Genomic DNA, 21,554 nt, shown 5'->3' with positions numbered 1-21,554 from the left:
ATAAATAAGAAAAACAATCAATAGTATATCCTCTATATTCCCCTAATAGAGAGTTTACCATTAGGAGAGAAAGAATGAAAAAGACAATACATTTAGGAATCTGTATGATTTTAATGTTCCTGTACATTTATTTAACGCCATTAGGAGCTATAACTATAGCTAGGACATTTGGTTTAGGAATGGACAGCTATATAATCTTCCTAGTTGGAGAAGTGTTGCTTATTTTCTTTTTATTCGTTTTGTGGTTGAAAAAGAAGAAGATGCTCTTTATCTTCGAGAAAAAGGGTTGGCGCTGGTCTTATCTCGCTTTCTTAGTGGCTTGCTTTCTTATATATTCTTTTTTAAATGGATTTAGAATGCAGAATATTCGATTGATTGACCATAGTTTTATTTTCCAAGACCTTCTTTCAGAACTTTACTTAAACGGAAGAGAAACGACTCTATCAAGTCTTATATTTTTAATCTTTAACATTTCGATTGTACCTGTTGTTGAGGAGACAATCTATAGAGGTTATTTTATGAATACCTTCTTTCCGAAGTCGGAGTTTTATTTGGATGTGATCTTGTCTTCTTTCATCTTTGGGCTCAGTCACTTGGTTCTATCCCATCGTGACCCCATCAGTCTCATAATTTATAGTATTCTCGGTCTTCTATTTGCAGTCGCTTATCGAGTTACAGGCAGTCTTCGTTTTACCATTGTTTGTCATAGTTTCTATAATGTTATTCCCTATGCTCCGTCGCTCTTATTTTATATCTATTATTTGATTTTTAGATAGTGGTAGGCAAAGAAAAAAGTGTTTGATATCTATCAAACACTTTTTCTAATTATGTGACTATTAGTCCGTCTCGCTCCGTAAGGTGCCCCTGGTGCAAACCACCCGTTAGACGGGTGGTTATGATTTAATGGGAAGATGGAGAAATCTCTTTTATCAATTTCTTATTTCTCGATGAGTAAAGCTGCCGTTTAGGATAAAAAATTGACAGTTTAAGAGATAGACTATAAAAAAGACAAAAAAGATGTATACTGTAGATGTAAGCTGACAAAAATTTATTTTAAGGAGCTACTTGATATGATAGGTACAGATACATTTACAGTTCTTCCATCTGAAGACTTAGAGTAAGTTTCAGGTGGTAGTATGATTTGGTTAGTTGATGATAGACATTGGGCTTCGCCATATGCATATAGTTTGGCGACAGAATGGATTACAATACTGAATCATGCGACTAGACGTGCTTATGGTATTGGCTATTGATAAATTAAAGGGGTAAGTATGAAAAAACTAGGGCATTTGGGAGTCTATACATCACTGGTATTTCTATCGGTTTATCTACCAGAGTTAGGGATTATGCATCTAACTAAGTTTTTAGGATGGGGGATAGACGGCTATTCTATCTTTTTAACAGTTGAAGTAATAGCTCTTTTGCTATTATTTATCTACTGGCTCAAAAAGAAAGAGATGCTCTATATTTTTGAAAAAAAGGGCTCGAAGAAGTCAAGATTCTTTTACCTTATAGTTGGTCTAGTGGCTACTTATTTTGATCGTCAATTGGTGGATGCTTTTCAGTTACGGTTTCATCACCTAATTGATAACAAGTATATCTTTCAAGACCTTCTTTCGATTCTATACTCCAATGGGCAACCAACTTTTCTATCAACTGTTCTCAGTTTTAGTTTAACAGTAGTCTTCGCACCTATATTAGAGGAACTGATTCATAGAGGGTATTTTATGAATACCTTTTTCCCCCAGTCCAAGTACTATCTGGATGTTATCCTATCTGCTCTTATCTTTGGACTTAGTCATTTGATCCTAACTCATCGAGATCCTATCAGTTTGATTATTTATAGTTTAGGCGGTCTCTTCTATGCCCTTGTCTACCGTTGGACAAAGAACTTAAAAATTACCATCCTGTGCCATAGTTTTTTCAACTTCCTTATTTATGCAAAACCCATCTGGATTTTTGTTTATAATTATATCTATTATCATTTTTTTAGATAGTAGGAAGTAAAGAAAAAGTGTTTGATAGCTGTCAAACACTTTTTCTAATTACTGTTCTTCTGTTACAAACTGACTGAGCAGTCCGTTGATAAAACGGGCAGATTTTTGATCTGAGAAGTTCTTTGCAAGCTCAATAGCTTCATTGACAGCAACCAACTGTGGAGTGTCGAATGAAGTGATTTCAAAGACTCCCAAGCGAAGGAGGTTTCTCTCCACGAGTGTTAAACGCTCGATGGTCCAACCTGCTTTTAAATGCTGTGTGATTTGCTTGTCTAGTTCTTCCTTTTTAGCCTGAACACCAGAAACTAGCTCTGTCAAAAAGGCTGGAAGTTGCACATCCGTATCTTCACGATCATGAGTATAGGCGAAACGACAAGCAGTTTCGACATCCGTACCGAATTCAAGGCTCATGAGAGCTTGAAAAGCGCATTTACGGAGTTGGCGTCTAGATTCTAATAGTGGACTAGTCATTGAGGAAGTCCTCGTCAAATAGATCTTTCAATTCTGGTTTTGGTGTTTTATCTGGAACGATACCTGCAACGTGAATATTGATAGCAGCGAGTTCTACATCAGCCATATTGCGGACGGCATCTTTAACAGCTTTCTGGATAGCAACAGCTACCTTAGGAACTTTTACTCCGTACTCAAGGTAGAGATAGATATCTGCTGTGAGCTCTTCGTCCACGTTTTTTAGATAAACGCCACGGCCGAGTGAAAGTTTTGAAAGGGTATCAGATACTGATTTGTTTGAAAAAGAGTGAACACCCTCTACTTTTGCAGTAGCAATAGCAATGATTTTTTCAAGTACACGTGGGGCGATAACGATTTCGCCAAGTTGTTCTTCAATTCCCATAGAATGACCTCTTTCTAGAGATTAGGCACGAGAAACGTAAGTTCCTTCTGCAGTGTTGATAACGAGTTTTTGTCCTGCTTCGATGAAGTCTGGAACGTTTACGACAAGTCCAGTTTCCATCGTTGCTGGTTTACCAGAACCTGTAACAGTAGCACCTTTGATAGATGGTTGAGTTTCTGCAACTGTCAATTCGACAGTAGTAGGAACGGTAACACCAATCACTTCAGTTCCGTAGAATTGGATCTTCACATCAGAGTTTTCAAGGATGTAAAGCAATTCGTTTTCAACATTGACTACAGGAATTTCGTATTGGTCGTAAGTTTCTGTGTTCATGAAGTAGGCTGTGTCATCCATTTTGTACAAGTATTGAGCTGGGACAGTCTCGATAATGGCTTGTTCAAATTTTTCCTCTGGACGGTAGCTTGTGTCAAATGTAGAACCAGTACGGACATCACGTAATTTCATACGCATGATTGTGTTTCCTTTACCTGGTTTGTGGTGGCTAGCTTCCAAAACGCGGATCAATTTTCCGTCAGCTGTTTCAAAGGTCATACCAGCCTTTAATTTACTTGCTTCAATCATGTTTTTACCTCTTTAATAAAATAATTTACTCTTTATTGTACCATAAAAGACAACATTACTCAAATGTCAGAAGGAGCTTAATTAGTTGACTGGTACGATATTTCCATCTTCGTCTTTGGTAACGAGGACGTATTTTCCATCGACTTCGATGTAAAAATTCTTGCTGGCAGTTTGTCCAGTATTTTGAGCCGGTGCTTGATTTTGAACTTGTTGGCTTAGTTGACCACCCAGAGTTTGGCCAAGATTCATGCCCATAAACATGTTCATCCCATTGCCATTCCCTTCGTTTGCAGCTGCAGCAATAAGCGCTTCGTTGCGAGCACGGCGTTCTTCGATTTCAATCGTGTTGTACTTCATTGCCACGAGCTCACTATCAAGCTTGCGAACGATATCAAGACTTTCTTGGTCGTAGCTGAGGTCTTCAAGCAAGATATTAGTTGCTTCAATACCGTAGAGGCCTGTCCAAACCTTGTTGACCTCTTGTTTAGCGAGTTCGTTAAAGGTGTCTTGGTTGGCATTGAGGCTATAGATATCAACCTTGTTTTCGTTGGTATACTTGGCAATGGCAATCGCGATTTTTGGTGCGATATTTTGACGGAGCGTTCCTTGAGCTACATCTTGGAGAGTAAATGGCTGTCCGTCAGTAATTTGACGGCTAACAGAACTCACGTAGAAGAGGACTGGATCTGCTATTTTTACATCAAACAAGCCATAGAAACGGATGTTGAGCAGTTGTTGGTAACGTTCGCTGAAGTATTCGACCGCATTTTGTGTGCCGAACTTATTGCCCGCGATGGGTTGCATGCGGATAAAGATAATTTCTTGTTGGGTGATGACTTGTCCACCAAAAGAGAAACGGTTTTTAAAGTTTTCCCAAGTGCCTTTTAAACCACCTTTTTCAAGGAGCCAGGCGTTATCACCAGCTTGCCATTCGTGGCTACCAGCTTCGAGGACTTCACCAAGGAAGGTACCATTGTTTACCAAAACAGCGGTATAACCTTGGGGAACGATAACCACACTGCCATCTGACAAAAGTCCAGTATTTTGATTGCTGTGACGAGAACGTCCATCTGGGTCTTTTGTGAGTAATTGACCCTTGACGGCCAAAGCGTCGCCAGAGACATTATCTGGAAGGACAATGGCTTCCTTGAATTTACTATCATTAAAACTATTTAAGCCTGCTGATAAGGCTGCACGTATAAATCCCATAATTCCTCCTAATTATAAAGCTCGTCTTCATCCACAACATCATAGGTATCGAGTACCCATTGGTTTGGACTGCGAGAGAGATTGGCACCACAGTAGTCGCACTCGCTAACTGCAGAGATTTTCAATGGGGCGCCACAGTTTGGACAGTGGTCGCTCACAACTTCGTCTGGATTGACTGCTTGCGTTTGGCTACCGTGTTGACGGATAAAGTTCAATTGATACACGGTGAAGAGATCTTTTTTAGGGTCTCCTTCAATGACACGACGAGTCTCATCGTCAATGACATAGTCTCGTAAAATTGATGATAGAATCACCACTAAGGTATCGTTTCCGTCAGGATTTTCAATAAACTCCTTGATGCGAACATTTTCGATACAAACTTTCTCTAAAACATTGGTTGTTTTAGCACGAATATGGTCTTCGAGTTGGGTGCTATGTTGAGAGTAGAGACTGGTACTTTCCAAAGCGCGGACAGAGTTCCAATTTTTTTCAGTCCAGGCAACCTGCAATTTAAGGTAGACTTCCTTAACCCAAGATGTGAAGGCTTCCGCGTCAAAGTTTGGATCCCCATATTTCACACGACTAATGGCCAGCGTGTTGTGTTCAACTCGACGATGGAGCGTTTGATAATCATTATTAGTGTAGGTTGAACTCGAATCTCCAGACTTATTCTGCAAGGATTTGACGATAACAACTAGTATGATTCCTCCGACTAATATGAACATAAATCCTAGATAGGGAGAGCTAGTAGAACTGTCAGAGGATGATCCGTATCCAGAGCGGTAGTAGTGGTAGGATGAGCCGCCAGAACGACTTCCACCTCCACTTGAGCGGCTACTACTTCTGGAGCTACTGCGGCTGCTCCCTCCACTTCTGGAATGTCCAACACCCGCATCAACGATTTGAGGCACGGATAGAAAAACAAGTAATAAACAGGTCATTAAAAGAGCGTAAAACTTTTTCATGTGTCTCCTAACTATATGATTGAAAAGGTAGAATTCTGCATTCGAATGATTATTAAACTATTTAATAACCTTTAAAAATCATCTAAGATATACTAGGCGTTATTTACTAGCATTTAGCTTCTTTATGGAATGGCGCTCGATGAGCCATCCCACAATCCATCCTATTGCCAGCAAGTAATTTTCAAAAGCACCGATAGCATTTACAGGAGAGTGATACTCCATATAATTGAGTAAGTGATTTGTTCCTATTCCAATTCCGCCAATAATGAGAGCAAGAAGTGCGATTCGTAGATAGAACCAATCGTATTTAATATTGACAGCGAGAATAATAATCAATACGGCTAAATTCCATATTCCAATTTCTCGTTGCCAACCAGCAGATATTCCATACCCGGAGTGACTTCCCATGTACGATGGAAAGAAAATTTGTAGTATAGAAGCGCCTAACATAGCGATGATGACTAAGACAAATAGCAATCGTAAAAATTTGTTCATTCATTCCCCTTGTCTCATTCTCGTTTTAAACGTAGAAAAAAGTGTATAAAGAGTAAATTACTCACTGTCTTTCAACTTCGCCAATTCCTGTGCAAGCAGTTTAAGAGCAACTTGTGGGTTGGCTTGGCCTTTGGTTGCCTTCATAAGGAATCCTGTGAAGGCCTTGTCTGCGTTGCGTTTGCCTGACTTGAAGTCGGCAACGGCAGCTTCGTTATCCGCAAAGACTTGGTGGATGATTGGGATCAAGATATCTGGATCAGAGATTTGCACCAAGCCTGCTTTTTCCACGTATTCACGCGCGCTACCACCATTTTTAGCTAGGTGGACAAAGACTTTCTTGGCAATCTTAGAAGAGATCGTGCCGTCTTCGATGATGGCAATCATTTCTACTAAGTTTTCTGGTGTCAATTCGATTTGTTCCAGTGTTTTACCTTCGGCGTTCAAGAACTGAGCGACTTCGCCTTGGAGCCAGTTAGAGACTTGTTTGGCATCGCCACCGAGGGCAACAGCTTTTTCAAAGAAGTCAGAAGTGACTTTGTTTGCAGTCAACTGGCTAGCATCGTAGTCTGACAAGCCAAGATCAGATACGTAGCGCGCACGGCGTTCTTTTGGAAACTCTGGCAATTCTGTTCGCATTTCCTCAATCCACTCGTCTGAGATTTCAAAGAGTGGTAGGTCTGGTTCTGGGAAGTAGCGGTAGTCTGCAGCACCTTCTTTGACACGCATGAGGATAGTTGCCTTGTTAGCTTCATCGTAACGGCGCGTTTCTTGGCGAATTTGACCACCTGAGCGAAGGATTTCAGCTTGACGTTGAACTTCGTATTCAAGACCCTTACGAACATTTGAGAAGGAGTTGAGGTTCTTTAACTCAGTCTTGGTACCGAATTTTTCTTGACCGTAAGGACGAAGGGAAATGTTGGCATCCACACGCATAGAACCTTCTTCCATCTTAACGTCAGAAATACCAGCGTACTGGATGACTTCCTTTAGGGCAGTTAGATAAGCATAGGCTTCTTCTGGGGAACGCATGTCTGCTTCAGATACAATCTCAATCAAGGGCACCCCTTGACGGTTGAGGTCAACATAAGAGTAGCCATCTGTACCGTGGGTGTTTTTACCAGCATCTTCCTCTAGGTGAGCGCGTTCGATACCGATTTTCTTGGTTGTACCATCTTCTAACTCCACTTCAATCCAGCCGTTGTAGCCGATTGGCTCATCAAACTGAGAAATTTGGTAGGCTTTGGGATTGTCGGGATAGAAGTAGTTCTTGCGGTCAAAGTGCATCTTTTTGTGGATGTCCATGTTGAGGGCAAGAGCTGCCTTGATACCGGCATCGACAACCCCTTTATTGAGAACTGGCAGAACTCCTGGGAAGGACCAGTCAATCACGTTAGTGTTGGCATTTTGGTCATTTCCAAAGTGGGCAGAAGTAGGTGAGAAGATTTTTGAATTGGTGTTGAGCTCTACGTGGACTTCAAGTCCAATGACTGTTTCAAAGTTCATTAGTTGTCACCTCCAAAAATCACGGGTTGTTGTTTGTGGTAGTCTGTTGTCGCTTCAAAAGCAGCAGCAGCTTGGTAAATGGTTTCCTCAGAGTACTTAGGACCGATCAATTGCAGACCGACTGGTAGACCTTGAGCAAATCCAGCAGGAATCGAAATTCCTGGGAGACCTGCTAAGTTGACTGGGATGGTCAAAAGGTCAGCTAAGTACATGGCAACTGGATCGTGGTTGAGTGAATCCAAGTCATAGGCAACGCTTGGAGCAGTTGGTCCTAGGATTAAATCGTAATCCGCAAAGACTTTTTCGAAATCTTGGATGATGAGGGTACGGACCTGACCAGCTTTCTTGTAGTAGGCATCATAGTAACCTGATGAAAGGCTGAAAGTACCTAGCATGATACGGCGTTTCACCTCTTCACCGAAACCTTGGCTACGGCTGTTTACATAGATTTCATCAAGGTTGCTTGCATCATCTGCGCGGTAGCCGTAACGGATACCGTCAAAGCGTTGCAAGTTTGATGAGGCTTCTGATGAAGCGATGATGTAGTAAACGGCAACACCGTATTTAGAGTGAGGAAGGCTGACTTCTTCGACGATAGCACCAAGTTTTTCAAAGTGTTTGGCTGCATTTAGAATGGTTTCCTTAACATCTGGGTCAATCCCTTCACCAAGGTATTCCTTAGGCAAAGCAATTTTCATTCCCTTGATGTCTTGCCCGATTTTTGAAGTAAAGTCAGCGATGCGGACAGGAGCAGAAGTAGAATCTTTGGCATCTTCGCTGGCAATAGCGTTGAGCAAGAGCGCATTTTCCTTAACAGTAGGTGCAAAAGGTCCGATTTGATCTAGAGAGCTACCAAAGGCAATGAGACCGAAACGAGAAACCGTTCCGTAGGTCGGTTTGAGACCAACGATCCCGTTGAAGGCGGCAGGTTGGCGGATGGAACCACCAGTATCAGAACCGAGTGACAAGCGGACTTGCCCTGACGCTACAGCTGCAGCAGAACCACTTGATGAACCACCAGGAACCTTGCTGTGGTCCCAAGCATTTTTAGTGGCACCATAGTGGGAAGTCTCACCTGAACCACCCATGGCAAACTCGTCCATGTTGGTTTTTCCAACGACAATCATACCCTTAGCTTTGGCATTGGCAACGGCTGTCGCATCAAAGATAGGCTCGTAGTTGTAGAGCATTTTTGAGGCAGCAGTTGTAAGGATACCGTCGGTAGAGATATTATCCTTAACAGCCAGTGGAATTCCTGAAAGGACATTATCCACGTCAATTCCAGCCTCATCAATAGCCTTAGCTTGAGCAAGAGCTTGCTCCTCAGCGATAGTGACAAAAGCATTGATAGCTGTTTCTCGAGATTTAATATCTTCAAGCGTTGCTTGGGTCAATTCAGTTGCAGAAATTTCCTTAGAGACAAGGAGATTGTGCAAGTCTTCAATCGTTTTGTTATTAAAAGTCATTAGGCATCTCCTCCATCATCTAGGATAGCTGGTACCTTGATATAGTAGTTATCTTTTTCAGGTACGTTTTTAAACAAGCGGTCACGGTCTGTTCCTTCTTCAGCCACATCAGGGCGGAGTACAGTTTTGCGGTCTGCCATGGTTGTAGTAGGTGCGACACCAGTTGTGTCGACTTCACCCAGCAATTCAACCATGTCAACAATTTTAGATAAGGTTGTCGCAAAGGCAGCAGTTTCTTCTTCAGAGAATCTTAATTTTGAAAGATTGGCAACGTGTGTTACCTCTTCTTGCGTAATTTTCATCTTGCATCCTTTCGTGAAATGATGATTTTTAGTCTGTTCTATTTTACCATATTTTCCTATAAATAAGGGAGCCAAACTGAAAAGAAATAGAAATTGAAAAATCGCTTTTAATTCGCTATAATGGTTAAACTAGAGAATAGAGAAAATAAGAATTAGAATAGAAATATGTTCCATCAATTTATCACCAGATCTCAGACGGTTCCTCCTCCCATTTCGCTTTTTTGGTATGGGGTTATGATGCTTGTCTTAGTGCTTTGTATTTATGGAGCACTTGCTTATCACAAAAATCCAAAATTTGTTCGCTTGTTTAAGGGGATTCAGATTCTCCAGTTACTAGCCCTATATAGCTGGTATGTTGGCTTTGGGATTCCATTTTCTAATAGCCTTCCTTTTTATCATTGCCGTTTGGCTATGTTTGCGGTGGTTTTCTTGCCAGATAAATGGCGGAGCAAGCAATATTTTGCCCTCTTAGGAGCAAGCGGAGCTGTCTTTGCCTTGGTTTACCCTGTTTTTGATCCCTATGATTTCCCCCATATCACCAGTTTTTCATTTTTGATTGGGCACTATGCCCTTCTAGTGAATTCCTTGGTTTATTTGATGAATCACTATGACAAGACCTTGCTCAAGAAATATATGATTGTAGCCTATACCTTTATCCTCAATCTCTTTCTAGTTGGGGTTAATCAGGTGACGGGTGGAAATTATGGTCTCTTAAGAGATACCCCGTTTATCTCGAATGCTCCTCTATGGATAAAGTACCTCCTTGTGTCGGTCATCCTTTCACTGGCTCTTGTTCTTTTTGATATCTTGTTTAAGAAACGGTGGAAAAAGAGAAATCAGGTGCAATCTGTGCTCTAGCTTGCCTTTTCATCAGATGAGCAATTGAAAAACTCCCCAAAATCCGCTATAATGGAGAGTTGAAAGGAATAGTACAATCCAATGTAAACATCATTCTTAGCAACTGAAACAACTAAAAATAGAAATCAAAGAAAGAGAACTTATGACTATTCAAGAAGAAATCAAGAAACGCCGTACCTTTGCCATCATCTCCCACCCGGACGCGGGTAAGACAACCATTACAGAGCAATTACTCTATTTTGGGGGCGAGATTCGTGAGGCTGGTACGGTTAAAGGAAAGAAAACAGGGACTTTTGCCAAGTCTGACTGGATGGATATCGAGAAACAACGTGGGATTTCGGTCACGTCATCTGTTATGCAGTTTGACTACGATGGCAAGCGCGTCAATATCCTCGACACACCAGGGCACGAGGACTTCTCAGAAGATACCTATCGGACCTTGATGGCGGTGGATGCTGCGGTCATGGTCGTGGACTCTGCCAAGGGTATCGAGGCCCAAACCAAGAAATTGTTTGAGGTTGTGAAGCACCGTGGCATCCCAGTCTTTACTTTTATGAACAAGCTAGACCGTGATGGTCGTGAGCCACTGGACCTCTTGCAAGAACTAGAAGAAGTCCTTGGCATTGCGAGCTATCCTATGAACTGGCCAATCGGGATGGGGAAAGCCTTTGAAGGATTGTATGACCTCTATAACCAACGTTTGGAACTTTATAAAGGGGATGAACGTTTTGCCAGTCTGGAAGAAGGGGATAAGCTCTTTGGAAGCAATCCTTTCTACGCTCAGGTTAAGGACGACATCGAACTGTTGCAAGAAGCAGGGAATGAGTTTTCAGAAGAAGCTATTCTTGCAGGAGAACTGACTCCGGTCTTCTTCGGTTCAGCTCTCACTAACTTTGGGGTGCAGACCTTCCTTGAGACCTTCCTTAAGTTTGCTCCAGAACCACATGGACACAAGAAAACAGATGGCGAAATTGTGGATCCTTATGACAAGGATTTCTCAGGATTTGTCTTTAAAATCCAAGCCAACATGGACCCTCGTCACCGTGACCGTATCGCCTTTGTTCGTATCGTATCGGGTGAATTTGAGCGTGGTATGAGTGTCAATCTACCTCGTACTGGTAAAGGGGCTAAACTGTCTAATGTCACCCAGTTTATGGCGGAAAGTCGTGAGAATGTGACCAATGCCGTGGCAGGAGATATCATCGGGGTTTACGATACCGGTACTTATCAGGTTGGAGACACTTTGACGGTTGGAAAAAACAAGTTTGAGTTTGAACCACTGCCAACCTTTACCCCTGAAATTTTCATGAAAGTTTCTGCTAAGAACGTCATGAAACAAAAATCCTTCCATAAGGGGATTGAGCAATTGGTGCAAGAGGGAGCCATTCAGCTTTATAAGAATTACCAAACAGGCGAGTACATGCTAGGGGCTGTCGGACAACTCCAATTTGAAGTCTTTAAGCACCGCATGGAAGGCGAGTACAATGCAGAAGTGGTCATGAGCCCAATGGGTAAAAAGACCGTTCGTTGGATCAAGCCTGAGGACTTGGACGAGCGCATGTCCTCAAGCCGCAATATCTTGGCCAAGGACCGTTTCGACCAGCCAGTCTTCCTTTTTGAAAATGACTTTGCCCTCCGCTGGTTTGCGGATAAGTATCCAGACGTAGAGTTGGAGGAGAAGATGTGATTCAGTAAGCCTACTTGATTGCAAAGCAATCTAAGTAGGCTACAGCAAGTCCTATTAGACTTGCCTAACTGCCTCACTAACTCATCGGCGAAAAATAATCGTTTTCGCCTCTTCGTGTCGTAGATTACGGCTATTAATTAGTATGGCATTTTGCTTAAATGCGTCGTAAGAAAAGTCCACGAATATTATCGATTCGTGGATTTTTCCGTCGTAACCACGTTTTACAAATGAAATCGATTTGTAAAACTCAGTGTCGTAGATTACGGCTATTAATTAGTATGGAATTTTTTGTTGGAAAGGATAGAAAGTTACTTCAGCTACTGGCCTCATTGATTCATTTGTGAAACTGCCTTTAAATACTCTACTCCTAAAAGTCTGTGGATGCTATTGATTCATGGACTTTTTCTATATTTTGAATAAAAATCAATTCCCTGAGTGATTGGAATTATTTGCTCAATTTTTAAAGCATATAGAAATGGTTAAAAAATAAATAAAATATATTAACAGAATAATAAAATGAAAATTATATTGAAAAAACAGAATAGATTTGAAATAAAGTCATTTTTGAAATCATTTTCTTTCTTTAGGATATGTTATAGATATTGAATTGTCGGTATATTTGGTATATAATAAGAAGATAGTATTTTATAGGTGAATAGATCTTTTTCAAGTTGAGGGGATGAACATGTTTTTTAGACGCCAGAAGGGTGAATATAGAGAAACAGACCGTGTAACTCGGTTCAAATTAATCAAATCAGGGAAGCATTGGCTACGGGCCTCGACTTCCCTTTTTGGCTTATTTAAGGTGATGCGTGGAAGTGCGGATACGAGCCAAGTAAAGACAGAAATGGTTGAAAAGCAAGAAGGTCAGAAGTTGACCGGCTTGGATGTCTTGAAAGGGATAGCAGCTACGGGAACGATCTTAGGTGGTTTTGCTGCGACGCAAACGCGTGTTTATGCCAATGATGCAGTCGCTGTTGAAAAGACTGTCGAATCAAAAGATACCCTGGCGACGAGAGATTCAGTAGTGCTAGGGACGACACAGGATCATCAAGATGCTGCTAGCTTGTCTTTGTCTACCAGTCAAAGCCAGTCATTGTCAGAATTCAATTCGCAGAGCGCCAGTCAATCTGCCTCTACGAGTCAGTCTATCAGTGCTTCAAGCTCTTCTAGCGTGAGCCAGTCGATGCGCCAATCTGCTTCTACTAGTCAATCCTTGGCAAACAGTCAAAGTGTAACTGCTAGTTCAAGTGAATCCCTTGGAACACAAAATCAAGCGAATAGTGGTTTGTCAGAGAGAGCTTCAGTTGGTGTTCAAAGTCAGTACCAAGCAAGTGAGTCAGCTCGGGAGACAGTGAAAGAATCACAACCTTCAAAAGAATTAAAAGCAGTTGCTTTTTCTACAGAATCCTTGCCTCAAAGTCAGTCTGGTCGTGTAAAGAATGAAGGTGTGACGGCTGAATCGAGTTTCACAATGACTTCTGTAGCCTTGACAGAAAAGCAAAGTGAAGAAAAACGGAAGAAATTAGAGTCCTTATCAGCCGAGATTGGGCAATTTCTAGCTCAAGCGCAGGGACTTCCAAACTCGGATGAGGCAATTGCCAAGGCTAGTCTTGTCAACAATGAGATTGAAAAGTCCTTGAAAGGGGAGCTTTCTGATCTTACTCCTATTTTGAATAAGGCTACAGAAGCTCGAAACAGTATTGCAAATGCTGTATTACGTGCCAACTCTGGACTTCGTGACAGCAGAAATGGACAAGCTTTGACCCAAGCTTCAAATACCGCTAGCTTCAGAGCTGCTAGGGATACTGAGAAGCCAGAACTTCAGAAAATAACCGTTACAGGTGGCGCAGTTCTAGAAGGGCAAAAATTTAAAATTTATCGAGAAGAAAATTTTTCTGGGACCATTGAGTTTACTGATAACAGTGGTCGAATTGAACATGCAAAATTTGTACCCACTTCTGTACCCGCGGCATATCCGGCTACTTCAACTGTTGTCTCATTCACTACGAGTAATGGTCAAAGTATCAGAATGATTGTTCCGACAAATAAACTAGCCAAAGATGGAAATGCTACAGCTTCAAATCCTTTCACAGTTTCAATCACGGGTTCTGTTGGAAAAAATCAAGCAGTAAATAGTGTGTGGACTCGTTATGTTTTCACCTATGATCAGGAAGGTAATTTTAACGGAAATACTACTGACGTTGGACTTGTAAAAGATTTAACAGCCAACCCTGCCGCAATTCAATTTGAAGTCCATGCTCAGTCTGAAAAGTACGAACCAGCTATCAATGCTGAAAGTAATCGAGACTTTACTCTTACGACAAATTCGGGGACAATCTCTGTTGGTGAAGCTAGTCAGTACATCACGAATGCTACAGGGACGCCAGAATTACCTACTACAGGAATTACTAAGGGAACTAGAACAACCTATACTTGGAAATCTGGAACCAATACGAATTTGTCTGCTGGTCGGCATACTTTGACAGCGGTGGTAACTTATCCAGATGGAAGTACGGATGAAATTGACGTGAGCTTTACTGTGCGCCCTCAGACGCCAAGGATAGAGAATCAATATCTTAACGAAAAAGGTGGGCTCTCAAATCAAGCGATTACGGTAGATGGGGTTGCTCCAGGTGGGACAGTTACTTTAACAATTGCAGGTGAAACATTTACCAAACAGGCAACGGGGAGTTCTACCAGTGTAACCTTTACTGCAACTGACTTGAAGAAAGTATATGATCGCAATGGAGGACGACTTCCAAGTGGACCAGTGACTGCTAGTACGACAGTAGATGGTTTGGTTTCAGATGTGTTTAATGGACAAATTACGCCAAATCAAGCGTCAATTTCAGTAAGTAATAGCCAATCTGCTTCAGTAAGCTCAAGTGAATCAGCTTCAGTAAGCTCGAGTCAGTCTGCATCTGTAAGCTCGAGTCAGTCTGCATCATTGAGTTCGAGTCAATCAGCTTCAGTAAGCGCAAGTGAGTCAGCATCGGTGAGTGCAAGTGAATCAGCTTCAGCGAGTGTCAGCCAATCAGCTTCAGTGAGCGCTAGCCAATCAGCGTCAATGAGTTCAAGTCAATCCGCCTCAGCCAGTGCTAGTCGATCAGCCTCAGCGAGTGCGAGCCAGTCTGTCTCAGTAAGCTCGAGTCAATCAGCATCTGCAAGTTCGAGTCAGTCCGCATCAGTGAGTGCCAGTCAATCAGCTTCAGTCAGCTCGAGTCAATCGGCATCTGTAAGCTCAAGTCAATCCGCCTCAGCGAGTGCTAGCCAATCAGCATCGGTAAGTTCAAGCCAATCCGCTTCAGCCAGCGCCAGTCAATCTGCATCAGCGAGCGCCAGTCAGTCAGCTTCAGTCAGCTCGAGTCAATCTGCTTCATTGAGTGCCAGTCAGTCAGCATCTGTAAGCACAAGTGAATCAGCTTCAGTAAGTGCAAGTCAGTCTGCATCTGCAAGTTCGAGTCAGTCAGCTTCAGCGAGCGCCAGTCAATCTGCATCAGCGAGCGCAAGTCAGTCTGCTTCAGTCAGCTCGAGTCAATCTGCTTCATTGAGTGCCAGCCAGTCTGCTTCCGTAAGCTCAAGCCAATCCGCTTCATTGAGTGCTAGTCAATCTGCTTCAGTAAGTGCGAGTGAGTCAGCGTCAGTGAGTGCCAGTCAGTCTGCATCTGCAAGCTCCAGCCAGTCCGCTTCAGTCAGCGCAAGTCAGTCAGCTTCAGTCAGCGCTAGTCAATCAGCGTCTGTAAGCTCAAGTCAATCGGCTTCATCCAGCGCTAGTCAATCTGCGTCGGCAAGTTCGAGTCAATCGGCTTCAGTGAGTGCCAGTCAGTCTGCATCTGCAAGTTCGAGTCAGTCAGCTTCAGTCAGCGCTAGTCAGTCCGCCTCAGTAAGTTCGAGCGAATCGGCTTCATTGAGTGCTAGCCAGTCCGCCTCAGTAAGCGCAAGTCAATCCGCCTCAGCGAGCGCAAGCCAATCCGCTTCAGCGAGCTCAAGTCAATCAGCCTCAGTGAGCGCAAGTCAGTCTGCCTCAGTAAGCTCGAGTCAATCTGCATCATTGAGTGCAAGTGAATCTGCATCAGCGAGCTCGAGTCAATCGGCCTCAGCAAGTGCAAGTCAGTCTGCCTCAGTGAGTGCTAGCCAATCAGCCTCAGCGAGCTCCAGCCAGTCAGCCTCAGTAAGTTCAAGCCAGTCAGCTTCAGCGAGTGCTAGCCAATCAGCGTCAATGAGTTCAAGTCAATCAGCGTCAGTGAGCTCTAGTCAATCGGCTTCATTGAGTGCTAGCCAATCCGCTTCAGTAAGCTCCAGCCAATCAGCATCCGTGAGCGCCAGTCAATCAGCGTCTGTAAGCACAAGCCAATCCGCTTCAGCCAGCGCGAGTCAATCGGCTTCAGTAAGCTCAAGTGAATCCGCTTCAGTCAGCTCGAGTCAATCTGCGTCGGCAAGCTTAAGCCAGTCCGCATCAGTAAGTTCTAGTCAATCCGCCTCAGTGAGCGCCAGTCAATCTGCATCAGCAAGTGCTAGTCAGTCCGCTTCAGCCAGCGCTAGCGAATCCGCTTCAGCGAGCGCGAGCCAATCTGTATCGGTGAGCTCAAGTCAATCGGCTTCAGTGAGTGCTAGCCAGTCCGCTTCAGTGAGCGCAAGTCAATCCGCTTCATTGAGTGCTAGTCAGTCAGCGTCTGTAAGCTCCAGCGAATCTGCATCAGCGAGCGCCAGCCAGTCGGCCTCAGCCAGCGCGAGCCAATCAGCATCTGCAAGTGCTAGTCAGTCAGCGTCAGTGAGCTCTAGTCAATCCGCTTCAGTGAGCGCTAGCCAATCTGCTTCTGTAAGTTCGAGCCAATCCGCATCATTGAGTGCAAGTGAGTCAGCATCAGCGAGCGCGAGCCAGTCTGCGTCCGTAAGCTCCAGCGAATCCACTTCAGTTAGCGCTAGCCAGTCTGCTTCAGTGAGTGCCAGCCAATCAGCATCTGCAAGTGCGAGCCAGTCTGCTTCGGTAAGTTCTAGTCAGTCAGCCTCAGCCAGCGCGAGTCAATCAGTATCTGTAAGCTCAAGCCAATCTGTATCGGTGAGTGCTAGCCAATCTGCTTCAGCGAGCGCCAGTGAGTCAGCATCGGTAAGCTCAAGTGAATCAGCCTCAGTCAGCTCAAGCCAGTCCGCCTCAGTCAGCTCGAGTCAATCTGCTTCAACAAGTACTTCAACTTCTGCAAGTATGCTAGCAGACAAGTTGGCGTTGGAGAGTGCCTCGATCTCAGCAAGTACATCAGTGAGCGAATCTACTTCAACGAGCGCATCACTCTCAGCTAGCATGTTAGCCAGTGAATCGACTCTAGAAAGTGCTTCGATTTCAGCAAGTATGTCAGTGAGCGAGTCTGCGTCGATTAGCGCTAGTCTCTCGACTTCAGATTCTATTAGTAGATCTGCGTCAGCAAGTGCTCTGGTATCTACTTCAACAAGCACCTCTCTCTCAATGGCAAACATTGCAAGCCAAGGTCAATCCGCTTCAAGCAAGCCGAAACAAGTCTTGCCAAATACAGGAGCGTCGACTTCCGTAGCATCTGCTTTATTGGGAGCATTGGCAGCTGTGACAGGTATCGGTCTTCTTGCCAAGAAGAGTCAGAGTGACGATCAAGAAAGTCATTGATAAGATATAAAAATCAATGAATAAATAGTAAAATGGAAAACCTTTGAAAACATGATTTTTCAAAGGTTTTTTCTATATGTGAGAAGGGGAAAATCCTCTTTCGAGTTTGAAATAAACTAGGGGAAAAGGTATAATAGGAAGGTGAGATAATCATCGAAAAAATCAGAACTACAGTAGTAGAAAAGTAGCCAAAAGAATGTGAAAAGAAAAGGGGACGAAATGAAAAAAGAGCTTCAAAAAGCCATTGTACTCGGTGGTGATAATGCATATATGGACAAGATTGAGACAACAATCAAGTCAATCTGTGCCCATAACCGAGCAGTGACTTTTTATGTTTTCAATGATGATTTGCCATCTGAATGGTTTCAGCTCATGGAGAGACGTCTAGAGCCTCTAGCCTCAAAAATCGTCAATGTCAAGATTAGTCATCAAGGTTTGAAAGAGTATAGTTTGCCACTAGCCCACCTAAGTTATGCAACTTTCTTTCGTTATTTTATTCCTCAGTTTGTTAGCGAAGACCTAGCCTTGTACCTGGATTCGGATATCATCGTTAGATCAGACCTGGATCAACTCTTTTTAGAAGACATGGAGGACTGGCCAGTAGCTGCTGTAGCAGATGCTCTAGTTCCTAGCACTTTTAATGCAGGTGTCTTACTGATTAATGTGGCTCTCTGGCGTCAAGAAAAGGTGACGGAGCACTTGTTGAGTTTGACAGACCAACTGCATGACCAAGTTTTTGGTGATCAGGGCGTGTTAAATCACCTCTTTGAAGGTCGTTGGAAATCGCTGCCAGCTACCTATAATTTTATGGTTGGTATGGATACAGTGGCTCGAAATTACCAGATGGATTCTTGGTATAGGGATTCTCTTGCTACTGAGAAAACAGCCAAGATTATCCATTATACAGGGGACAAGCCTTGGTACCAAATCAACCTCAATCGTTTCAGGGAGGACTGGTGGTTTTACTACGGACTAGAGTGGTCTGATATTGTCATGAAAAAATGTGATTTCCATAAAGGATTAGCATCTTTAGTTCAAGCTCCCCAGTATGCGACCGCAATTTTTACCAATACGTGTCACATAGAGAGAATCGAACACCTGATCCAAGAACTGCCTGATGTAGAGTTCTCTATCCTAGCTCATACCAATTTTGCGCCGGAAATCATGAACTTGCAATCGCATCTGAATGTACGCCTCTATCCTTACTTTAATCCCATGAATGTCAAAAAAGTCTTAGAAAAGATTGACTTTTACTTGGATATCAATCATGAGGATGAAATTGCAAACATTATCCAAGAGGTGCAGCAAAGAGAAATCCCTATATTTGCTTTTGAAACCACTAGTCATGACTCGAGTGGTTACAGTCACGTTTACTCACCAGCAGCCGTAGATCAAATGATCGAGTCTATCCGCACGCTTTTGGAATCACAGAAGCAGTCGTTGTGAACTGAAGGAAACTAAATGAAAAAAACAATTGTTCTCGCAGGAGATTATGCCTATATCCGCCAGATTGAAACAGCGCTCAAGTCTCTCTGCTATCATAATAGCCATGTCAAGGTCTATATCTTTAACCAGGATGTTCCCCAAGAATGGTTCCGCGCTCTCAGACCGATAGTAGAGCAAATGGGTGGTGAGTTGGTGGATGTCAAGATGCTTGGTGCCCAGTTTCAGATGAACTGGAGTAACAAATTGCCCCATATCAACCACATGACCTTTGCCCGTTATTTTATCCCTGATTTTGTTGAAGAGGACAAGGTACTTTACTTGGACAGCGATCTGGTAGTGACGGCTGATTTGACGTCCCTCTTTGAAATGGACTTAGGAGAAAACTACCTGGCTGCTGCACCATCTTGTTTTGGAGTTGGGGTTGGTTTTAATGCAGGTGTGCTCTTGATCAATAACAAAAAATGGCGGGCAGAAGCTGTGAGACAAGAGCTAGTTGAGTTGACAGAGCGGGAACACCAACATGTGAGTGAGGGAGACCAGTCCATCCTCAATATGCTCTTTCATGACAGCTATGCTCCTCTGGATCAGAACTATAATTTCCAGATTGGTTTTGATAGTGGGGCTGCCTCACATGGACATGAATTTATCTTCCAGATTCCCCTAGAGCCCCTGCCAGCTATCTTGCATTTCCTCTCTCAGGACAAACCTTGGAACACTCATTCGGTTGGGCGTTTGCGTGAGGTTTGGTGGCACTATCATCTGATGGAGTGGTCTACCATTACTGAAAAATGGCGTCAGGCTGGAATTGACTATCCAGTCACAGTCTATCAGCCAGTTATGTCTTGTGTTAATTTGACTAACTCCTGGCATCTTGAGAAAATCGACTATCTGGTTCAAGCCTTGCCAGAGTTGCATTTCTACATTGCAGCCTATACGACGATGGCACCTGAACTCATGCTCTTGTCACGTTTTGAAAATGTTACTCTCTATCCTAACACCTTCCCTCTCTTGGTTGAGAAACTGGTTCAGCAGACAGATGTCTATCTTGATATTAACCACGATGACAAGTTGAGTGTTGTTTATGACTATATTTCACGCTTTGAGAAACCAATCTTGACTTTTGACAATACCCAGTCCCAGGAACTAGCTGAAAGTGCCTATGCGGGTATCTTCTCAGCAGAAAGACCAGAAGAAATGGTGGCTACTTTGAAGGTTTATCTGGACGAGAAAACTCACGAAAACTGAGATAGAGATTTGAAGATGCTAAGATAAAAAGGCTGGATTGGTCCCGTATGACAGGACAATTGAAAGATAAAAAGAAAAGGAGGAGCTAGTGAAAGAATTTCGTTCATCGATAGCAGTAAAAAAAGGGATGCACACCCTGTTTTTGCTCTTTATTTATGTGCTCGGGAGTCGTCTGGCTCTTCCTTTTGTTGACCTCAATAGTCGGGATTTTCTCGGAGGAGGCGCAGCCTATCTGGACTTTTCAGTAGCCCTGACTGGTGGAAATCTTCGGAGCCTCTCTCTCTTTTCCATCGGGCTCTCCCCTTGGATGTCAGCTATGATCTTGTGGCAGATGTTTTCCTTTTCAAAGAAACTGGGCTTAAACTCGGTTTCTTCGGAAGTCCAAGATAGACGGAAAATGTACTTGACGTTAGGGATTGCCTTAATTCAGGCCTTGGCCTTGACTACAAACCTTCCTGTCCAAGCTCCCTACAATCCCTTCTTGGTCTTTCTCCTCAATACCAGCCTTTTGGTTGCGGGGACCTTCTTCTTAGTTTGGCTGTCAGACATCAATGCGTCTATCGGAGTTGGAGGCCCAATCGTTATTTTATTGGCAAGTATGGTGGCTTCACTCCCTCAGGACATCATCCAATCGGTCCAGGTTCATAAGATCTCCCCTTGGCTGCTTTTCCTATTGGTAGTGCTTGGTGTCCTCTTTACCTATCTAGTCGTGCTCTTTTACCGAGCGCGATACCGCATCCCTATCAATAAAATCGGGCTTCATTCTCGCTTTAAACGCTATTCTTATCTGGAAATCATGCTCAATCCTGCAGGTGGCATGCCTTATATGTATGTGATGAGTCTTATGGGCTTGCCTTCTTATCTCTTGCTCTTGCTTCAACATCTGGATAAGGGTAATCCTCTCTACCCTGCCCTACTGGAGCAGTATGCGATGAGGAAACCCTTGTGGATATACGCTTATATCCTTATCCTCTTTGTCTTTAGCATTGCCTTTGCCTTTGTTAATGTGAGTGGCGAACAAATCGCAGATCGGATGAAGCAATCAGGAGATTACATCTACGGGGTCTATCCTGGTGAGGATACCAGTCGCTTTATCAATCGCTTGGTTCTCCGATTTGCTCTGATAGGTGCAGTCATTAACGTTACCTTGGCTGGACTTCCGATCTTGTTTGTCTTGAAGGATGAGAGTTTGTTCAAAGTCAGCATGATTCCTGGACTCTTTTTAATTTTGAGTGGCATGTTGTTTACGATTCATGATGAACTGCAAGCGCTCCGACTAAATGAAAGGTATCGGCCACTATTCTAGGA

At 43.2% G+C, this 21,554-nt stretch carries 17 protein-coding genes; 8 read left to right on the top strand and 9 right to left on the bottom strand.

The features are described from left to right. The first annotated feature begins 74 nt into the window (after window positions 1-74). Together V470_07815 and V470_07810 are read left to right on the top strand one after the other, a co-directional pair. Window positions 75-776 (top strand): peptidase, encoded by a 702-nt coding sequence (locus tag V470_07815; GenBank protein ID AHZ48320.1) that lies wholly within the window; start codon window positions 75-77, stop codon window positions 774-776. A gap of 495 nt (window positions 777-1,271) precedes the next feature. Then, the gene (locus V470_07810; protein AHZ48319.1) at window positions 1,272-1,997 is read left to right on the top strand and encodes a peptidase; all 726 of its coding nucleotides are present in this window, start codon (window positions 1,272-1,274) and stop codon (window positions 1,995-1,997) included. A gap of 48 nt (window positions 1,998-2,045) precedes the next feature. Here the strand turns inward: V470_07810 and V470_07805 are convergent, their stop codons facing one another. From V470_07805 to V470_07765, 9 genes are all read right to left on the bottom strand, one after another. Then, window positions 2,046-2,468, bottom strand: a complete 423-nt coding sequence (locus V470_07805; GenBank protein ID AHZ48318.1) for an antitermination protein NusB — start codon at window positions 2,466-2,468, stop codon at window positions 2,046-2,048. After that, window positions 2,461-2,850, bottom strand: coding sequence for a hypothetical protein (locus V470_07800; GenBank protein ID AHZ48317.1), 390 nt, complete (start codon window positions 2,848-2,850; stop codon window positions 2,461-2,463). The genes V470_07805 and V470_07800 overlap by 8 nt, the downstream gene beginning before the upstream one ends. Before the next feature lie 21 nt (window positions 2,851-2,871). After that, on the bottom strand, window positions 2,872-3,432 hold the full coding sequence (locus V470_07795) for an elongation factor P (GenBank protein AHZ48316.1): 561 nt from the start codon (window positions 3,430-3,432) through the stop codon (window positions 2,872-2,874). 81 nt (window positions 3,433-3,513) lie between these two features. Beyond that, a complete protein-coding gene (locus V470_07790; GenBank protein ID AHZ48315.1) occupies window positions 3,514-4,641 on the bottom strand; it encodes a membrane protease in 1,128 nt (375 codons plus the stop codon). 8 nt (window positions 4,642-4,649) lie between these two features. Further along, window positions 4,650-5,606 carry a transporter gene (locus V470_07785; GenBank protein ID AHZ48314.1) on the bottom strand — a complete coding sequence of 319 codons (957 nt, stop codon included), beginning with the start codon at window positions 5,604-5,606 and terminating at the stop codon, window positions 4,650-4,652. A gap of 99 nt (window positions 5,607-5,705) precedes the next feature. Beyond that, entirely contained in the window at window positions 5,706-6,101 is a 396-nt protein-coding gene (locus V470_07780; GenBank protein AHZ48313.1) for a hypothetical protein, read from the bottom strand. A gap of 57 nt (window positions 6,102-6,158) precedes the next feature. Beyond that, complete coding sequence (locus tag V470_07775; protein AHZ48312.1) at window positions 6,159-7,604, bottom strand: glutamyl-tRNA amidotransferase; 1,446 nt, start codon at window positions 7,602-7,604, stop codon at window positions 6,159-6,161. Continuing rightward, complete coding sequence (gatA, locus tag V470_07770; GenBank protein ID AHZ48311.1) at window positions 7,604-9,070, bottom strand: glutamyl-tRNA amidotransferase; 1,467 nt, start codon at window positions 9,068-9,070, stop codon at window positions 7,604-7,606. Before gatA ends, V470_07775 begins: the two co-directional genes overlap by 1 nt. After that, window positions 9,070-9,372, bottom strand: coding sequence for a glutamyl-tRNA amidotransferase (locus tag V470_07765; protein AHZ48310.1), 303 nt, complete (start codon window positions 9,370-9,372; stop codon window positions 9,070-9,072). The genes gatA and V470_07765 overlap by 1 nt, the downstream gene beginning before the upstream one ends. Window positions 9,373-9,537: 165 nt before the next feature. On the opposite strand from V470_07765, the gene V470_07760 reads away from it, so the two are divergent. The 6 genes from V470_07760 (at window position 9,538) to V470_07735 (ending at window position 21,552) form a co-directional block, all read left to right on the top strand. Next, window positions 9,538-10,230 (top strand): membrane protein, encoded by a 693-nt coding sequence (locus V470_07760; protein ID AHZ48309.1) that lies wholly within the window; start codon window positions 9,538-9,540, stop codon window positions 10,228-10,230. A 142-nt stretch (window positions 10,231-10,372) separates the two neighbouring features. Then, complete coding sequence (locus tag V470_07755) at window positions 10,373-11,917, top strand: peptide chain release factor 3 (GenBank protein ID AHZ48308.1); 1,545 nt, start codon at window positions 10,373-10,375, stop codon at window positions 11,915-11,917. Window positions 11,918-12,602: 685 nt separating this feature from the next. After that, window positions 12,603-17,555: a cell wall anchor protein gene (locus tag V470_07750; protein ID AHZ48307.2), complete on the top strand. Its 4,953-nt coding sequence runs from the start codon at window positions 12,603-12,605 to the stop codon at window positions 17,553-17,555. Window positions 17,556-17,774: 219 nt separating this feature from the next. After that, window positions 17,775-19,001, top strand: a complete 1,227-nt coding sequence (locus V470_07745; protein AHZ48306.1) for a glycosyl hydrolase family 8 — start codon at window positions 17,775-17,777, stop codon at window positions 18,999-19,001. 15 nt (window positions 19,002-19,016) lie between these two features. Continuing rightward, complete coding sequence (locus V470_07740; GenBank protein ID AHZ48305.1) at window positions 19,017-20,246, top strand: glycosyl hydrolase family 8; 1,230 nt, start codon at window positions 19,017-19,019, stop codon at window positions 20,244-20,246. A gap of 88 nt (window positions 20,247-20,334) precedes the next feature. Beyond that, on the top strand, window positions 20,335-21,552 hold the full coding sequence (locus tag V470_07735) for a preprotein translocase subunit SecY (protein AHZ48304.1): 1,218 nt from the start codon (window positions 20,335-20,337) through the stop codon (window positions 21,550-21,552). Window positions 21,553-21,554 lie beyond the last annotated feature (2 nt).

Origin of the sequence: Streptococcus sp. VT 162 (assembly GCA_000688775.2) — a bacterium.
In the GTDB taxonomy this organism is placed as follows: domain Bacteria; phylum Bacillota; class Bacilli; order Lactobacillales; family Streptococcaceae; genus Streptococcus.
Note: the sequence above shows the minus strand (reverse complement) of the source record. Positions and strands in the feature narration are given on the sequence as shown.

Coding starts and splice junctions, on each gene's coding strand:
- V470_07750 (AHZ48307.2), top strand. CDS start 12,603: ATGTTTTTTAGACGCCAGAAGGGTGAATATAGAGAAACAGACCGTGTA.
- V470_07785 (AHZ48314.1), bottom strand. CDS start 5,606: ATGAAAAAGTTTTACGCTCTTTTAATGACCTGTTTATTACTTGTTTTT.
- V470_07745 (AHZ48306.1), top strand. CDS start 17,775: ATGAAAAAAGAGCTTCAAAAAGCCATTGTACTCGGTGGTGATAATGCA.
- V470_07790 (AHZ48315.1), bottom strand. CDS start 4,641: ATGGGATTTATACGTGCAGCCTTATCAGCAGGCTTAAATAGTTTTAAT.
- gatA (AHZ48311.1), bottom strand. CDS start 9,070: ATGACTTTTAATAACAAAACGATTGAAGACTTGCACAATCTCCTTGTC.
- V470_07795 (AHZ48316.1), bottom strand. CDS start 3,432: ATGATTGAAGCAAGTAAATTAAAGGCTGGTATGACCTTTGAAACAGCT.
- V470_07810 (AHZ48319.1), top strand. CDS start 1,272: ATGAAAAAACTAGGGCATTTGGGAGTCTATACATCACTGGTATTTCTA.
- V470_07800 (AHZ48317.1), bottom strand. CDS start 2,850: ATGGGAATTGAAGAACAACTTGGCGAAATCGTTATCGCCCCACGTGTA.
- V470_07755 (AHZ48308.1), top strand. CDS start 10,373: ATGACTATTCAAGAAGAAATCAAGAAACGCCGTACCTTTGCCATCATC.
- V470_07760 (AHZ48309.1), top strand. CDS start 9,538: ATGTTCCATCAATTTATCACCAGATCTCAGACGGTTCCTCCTCCCATT.
- V470_07805 (AHZ48318.1), bottom strand. CDS start 2,468: ATGACTAGTCCACTATTAGAATCTAGACGCCAACTCCGTAAATGCGCT.
- V470_07765 (AHZ48310.1), bottom strand. CDS start 9,372: ATGAAAATTACGCAAGAAGAGGTAACACACGTTGCCAATCTTTCAAAA.
- V470_07775 (AHZ48312.1), bottom strand. CDS start 7,604: ATGAACTTTGAAACAGTCATTGGACTTGAAGTCCACGTAGAGCTCAAC.
- V470_07780 (AHZ48313.1), bottom strand. CDS start 6,101: ATGAACAAATTTTTACGATTGCTATTTGTCTTAGTCATCATCGCTATG.
- V470_07740 (AHZ48305.1), top strand. CDS start 19,017: ATGAAAAAAACAATTGTTCTCGCAGGAGATTATGCCTATATCCGCCAG.
- V470_07815 (AHZ48320.1), top strand. CDS start 75: ATGAAAAAGACAATACATTTAGGAATCTGTATGATTTTAATGTTCCTG.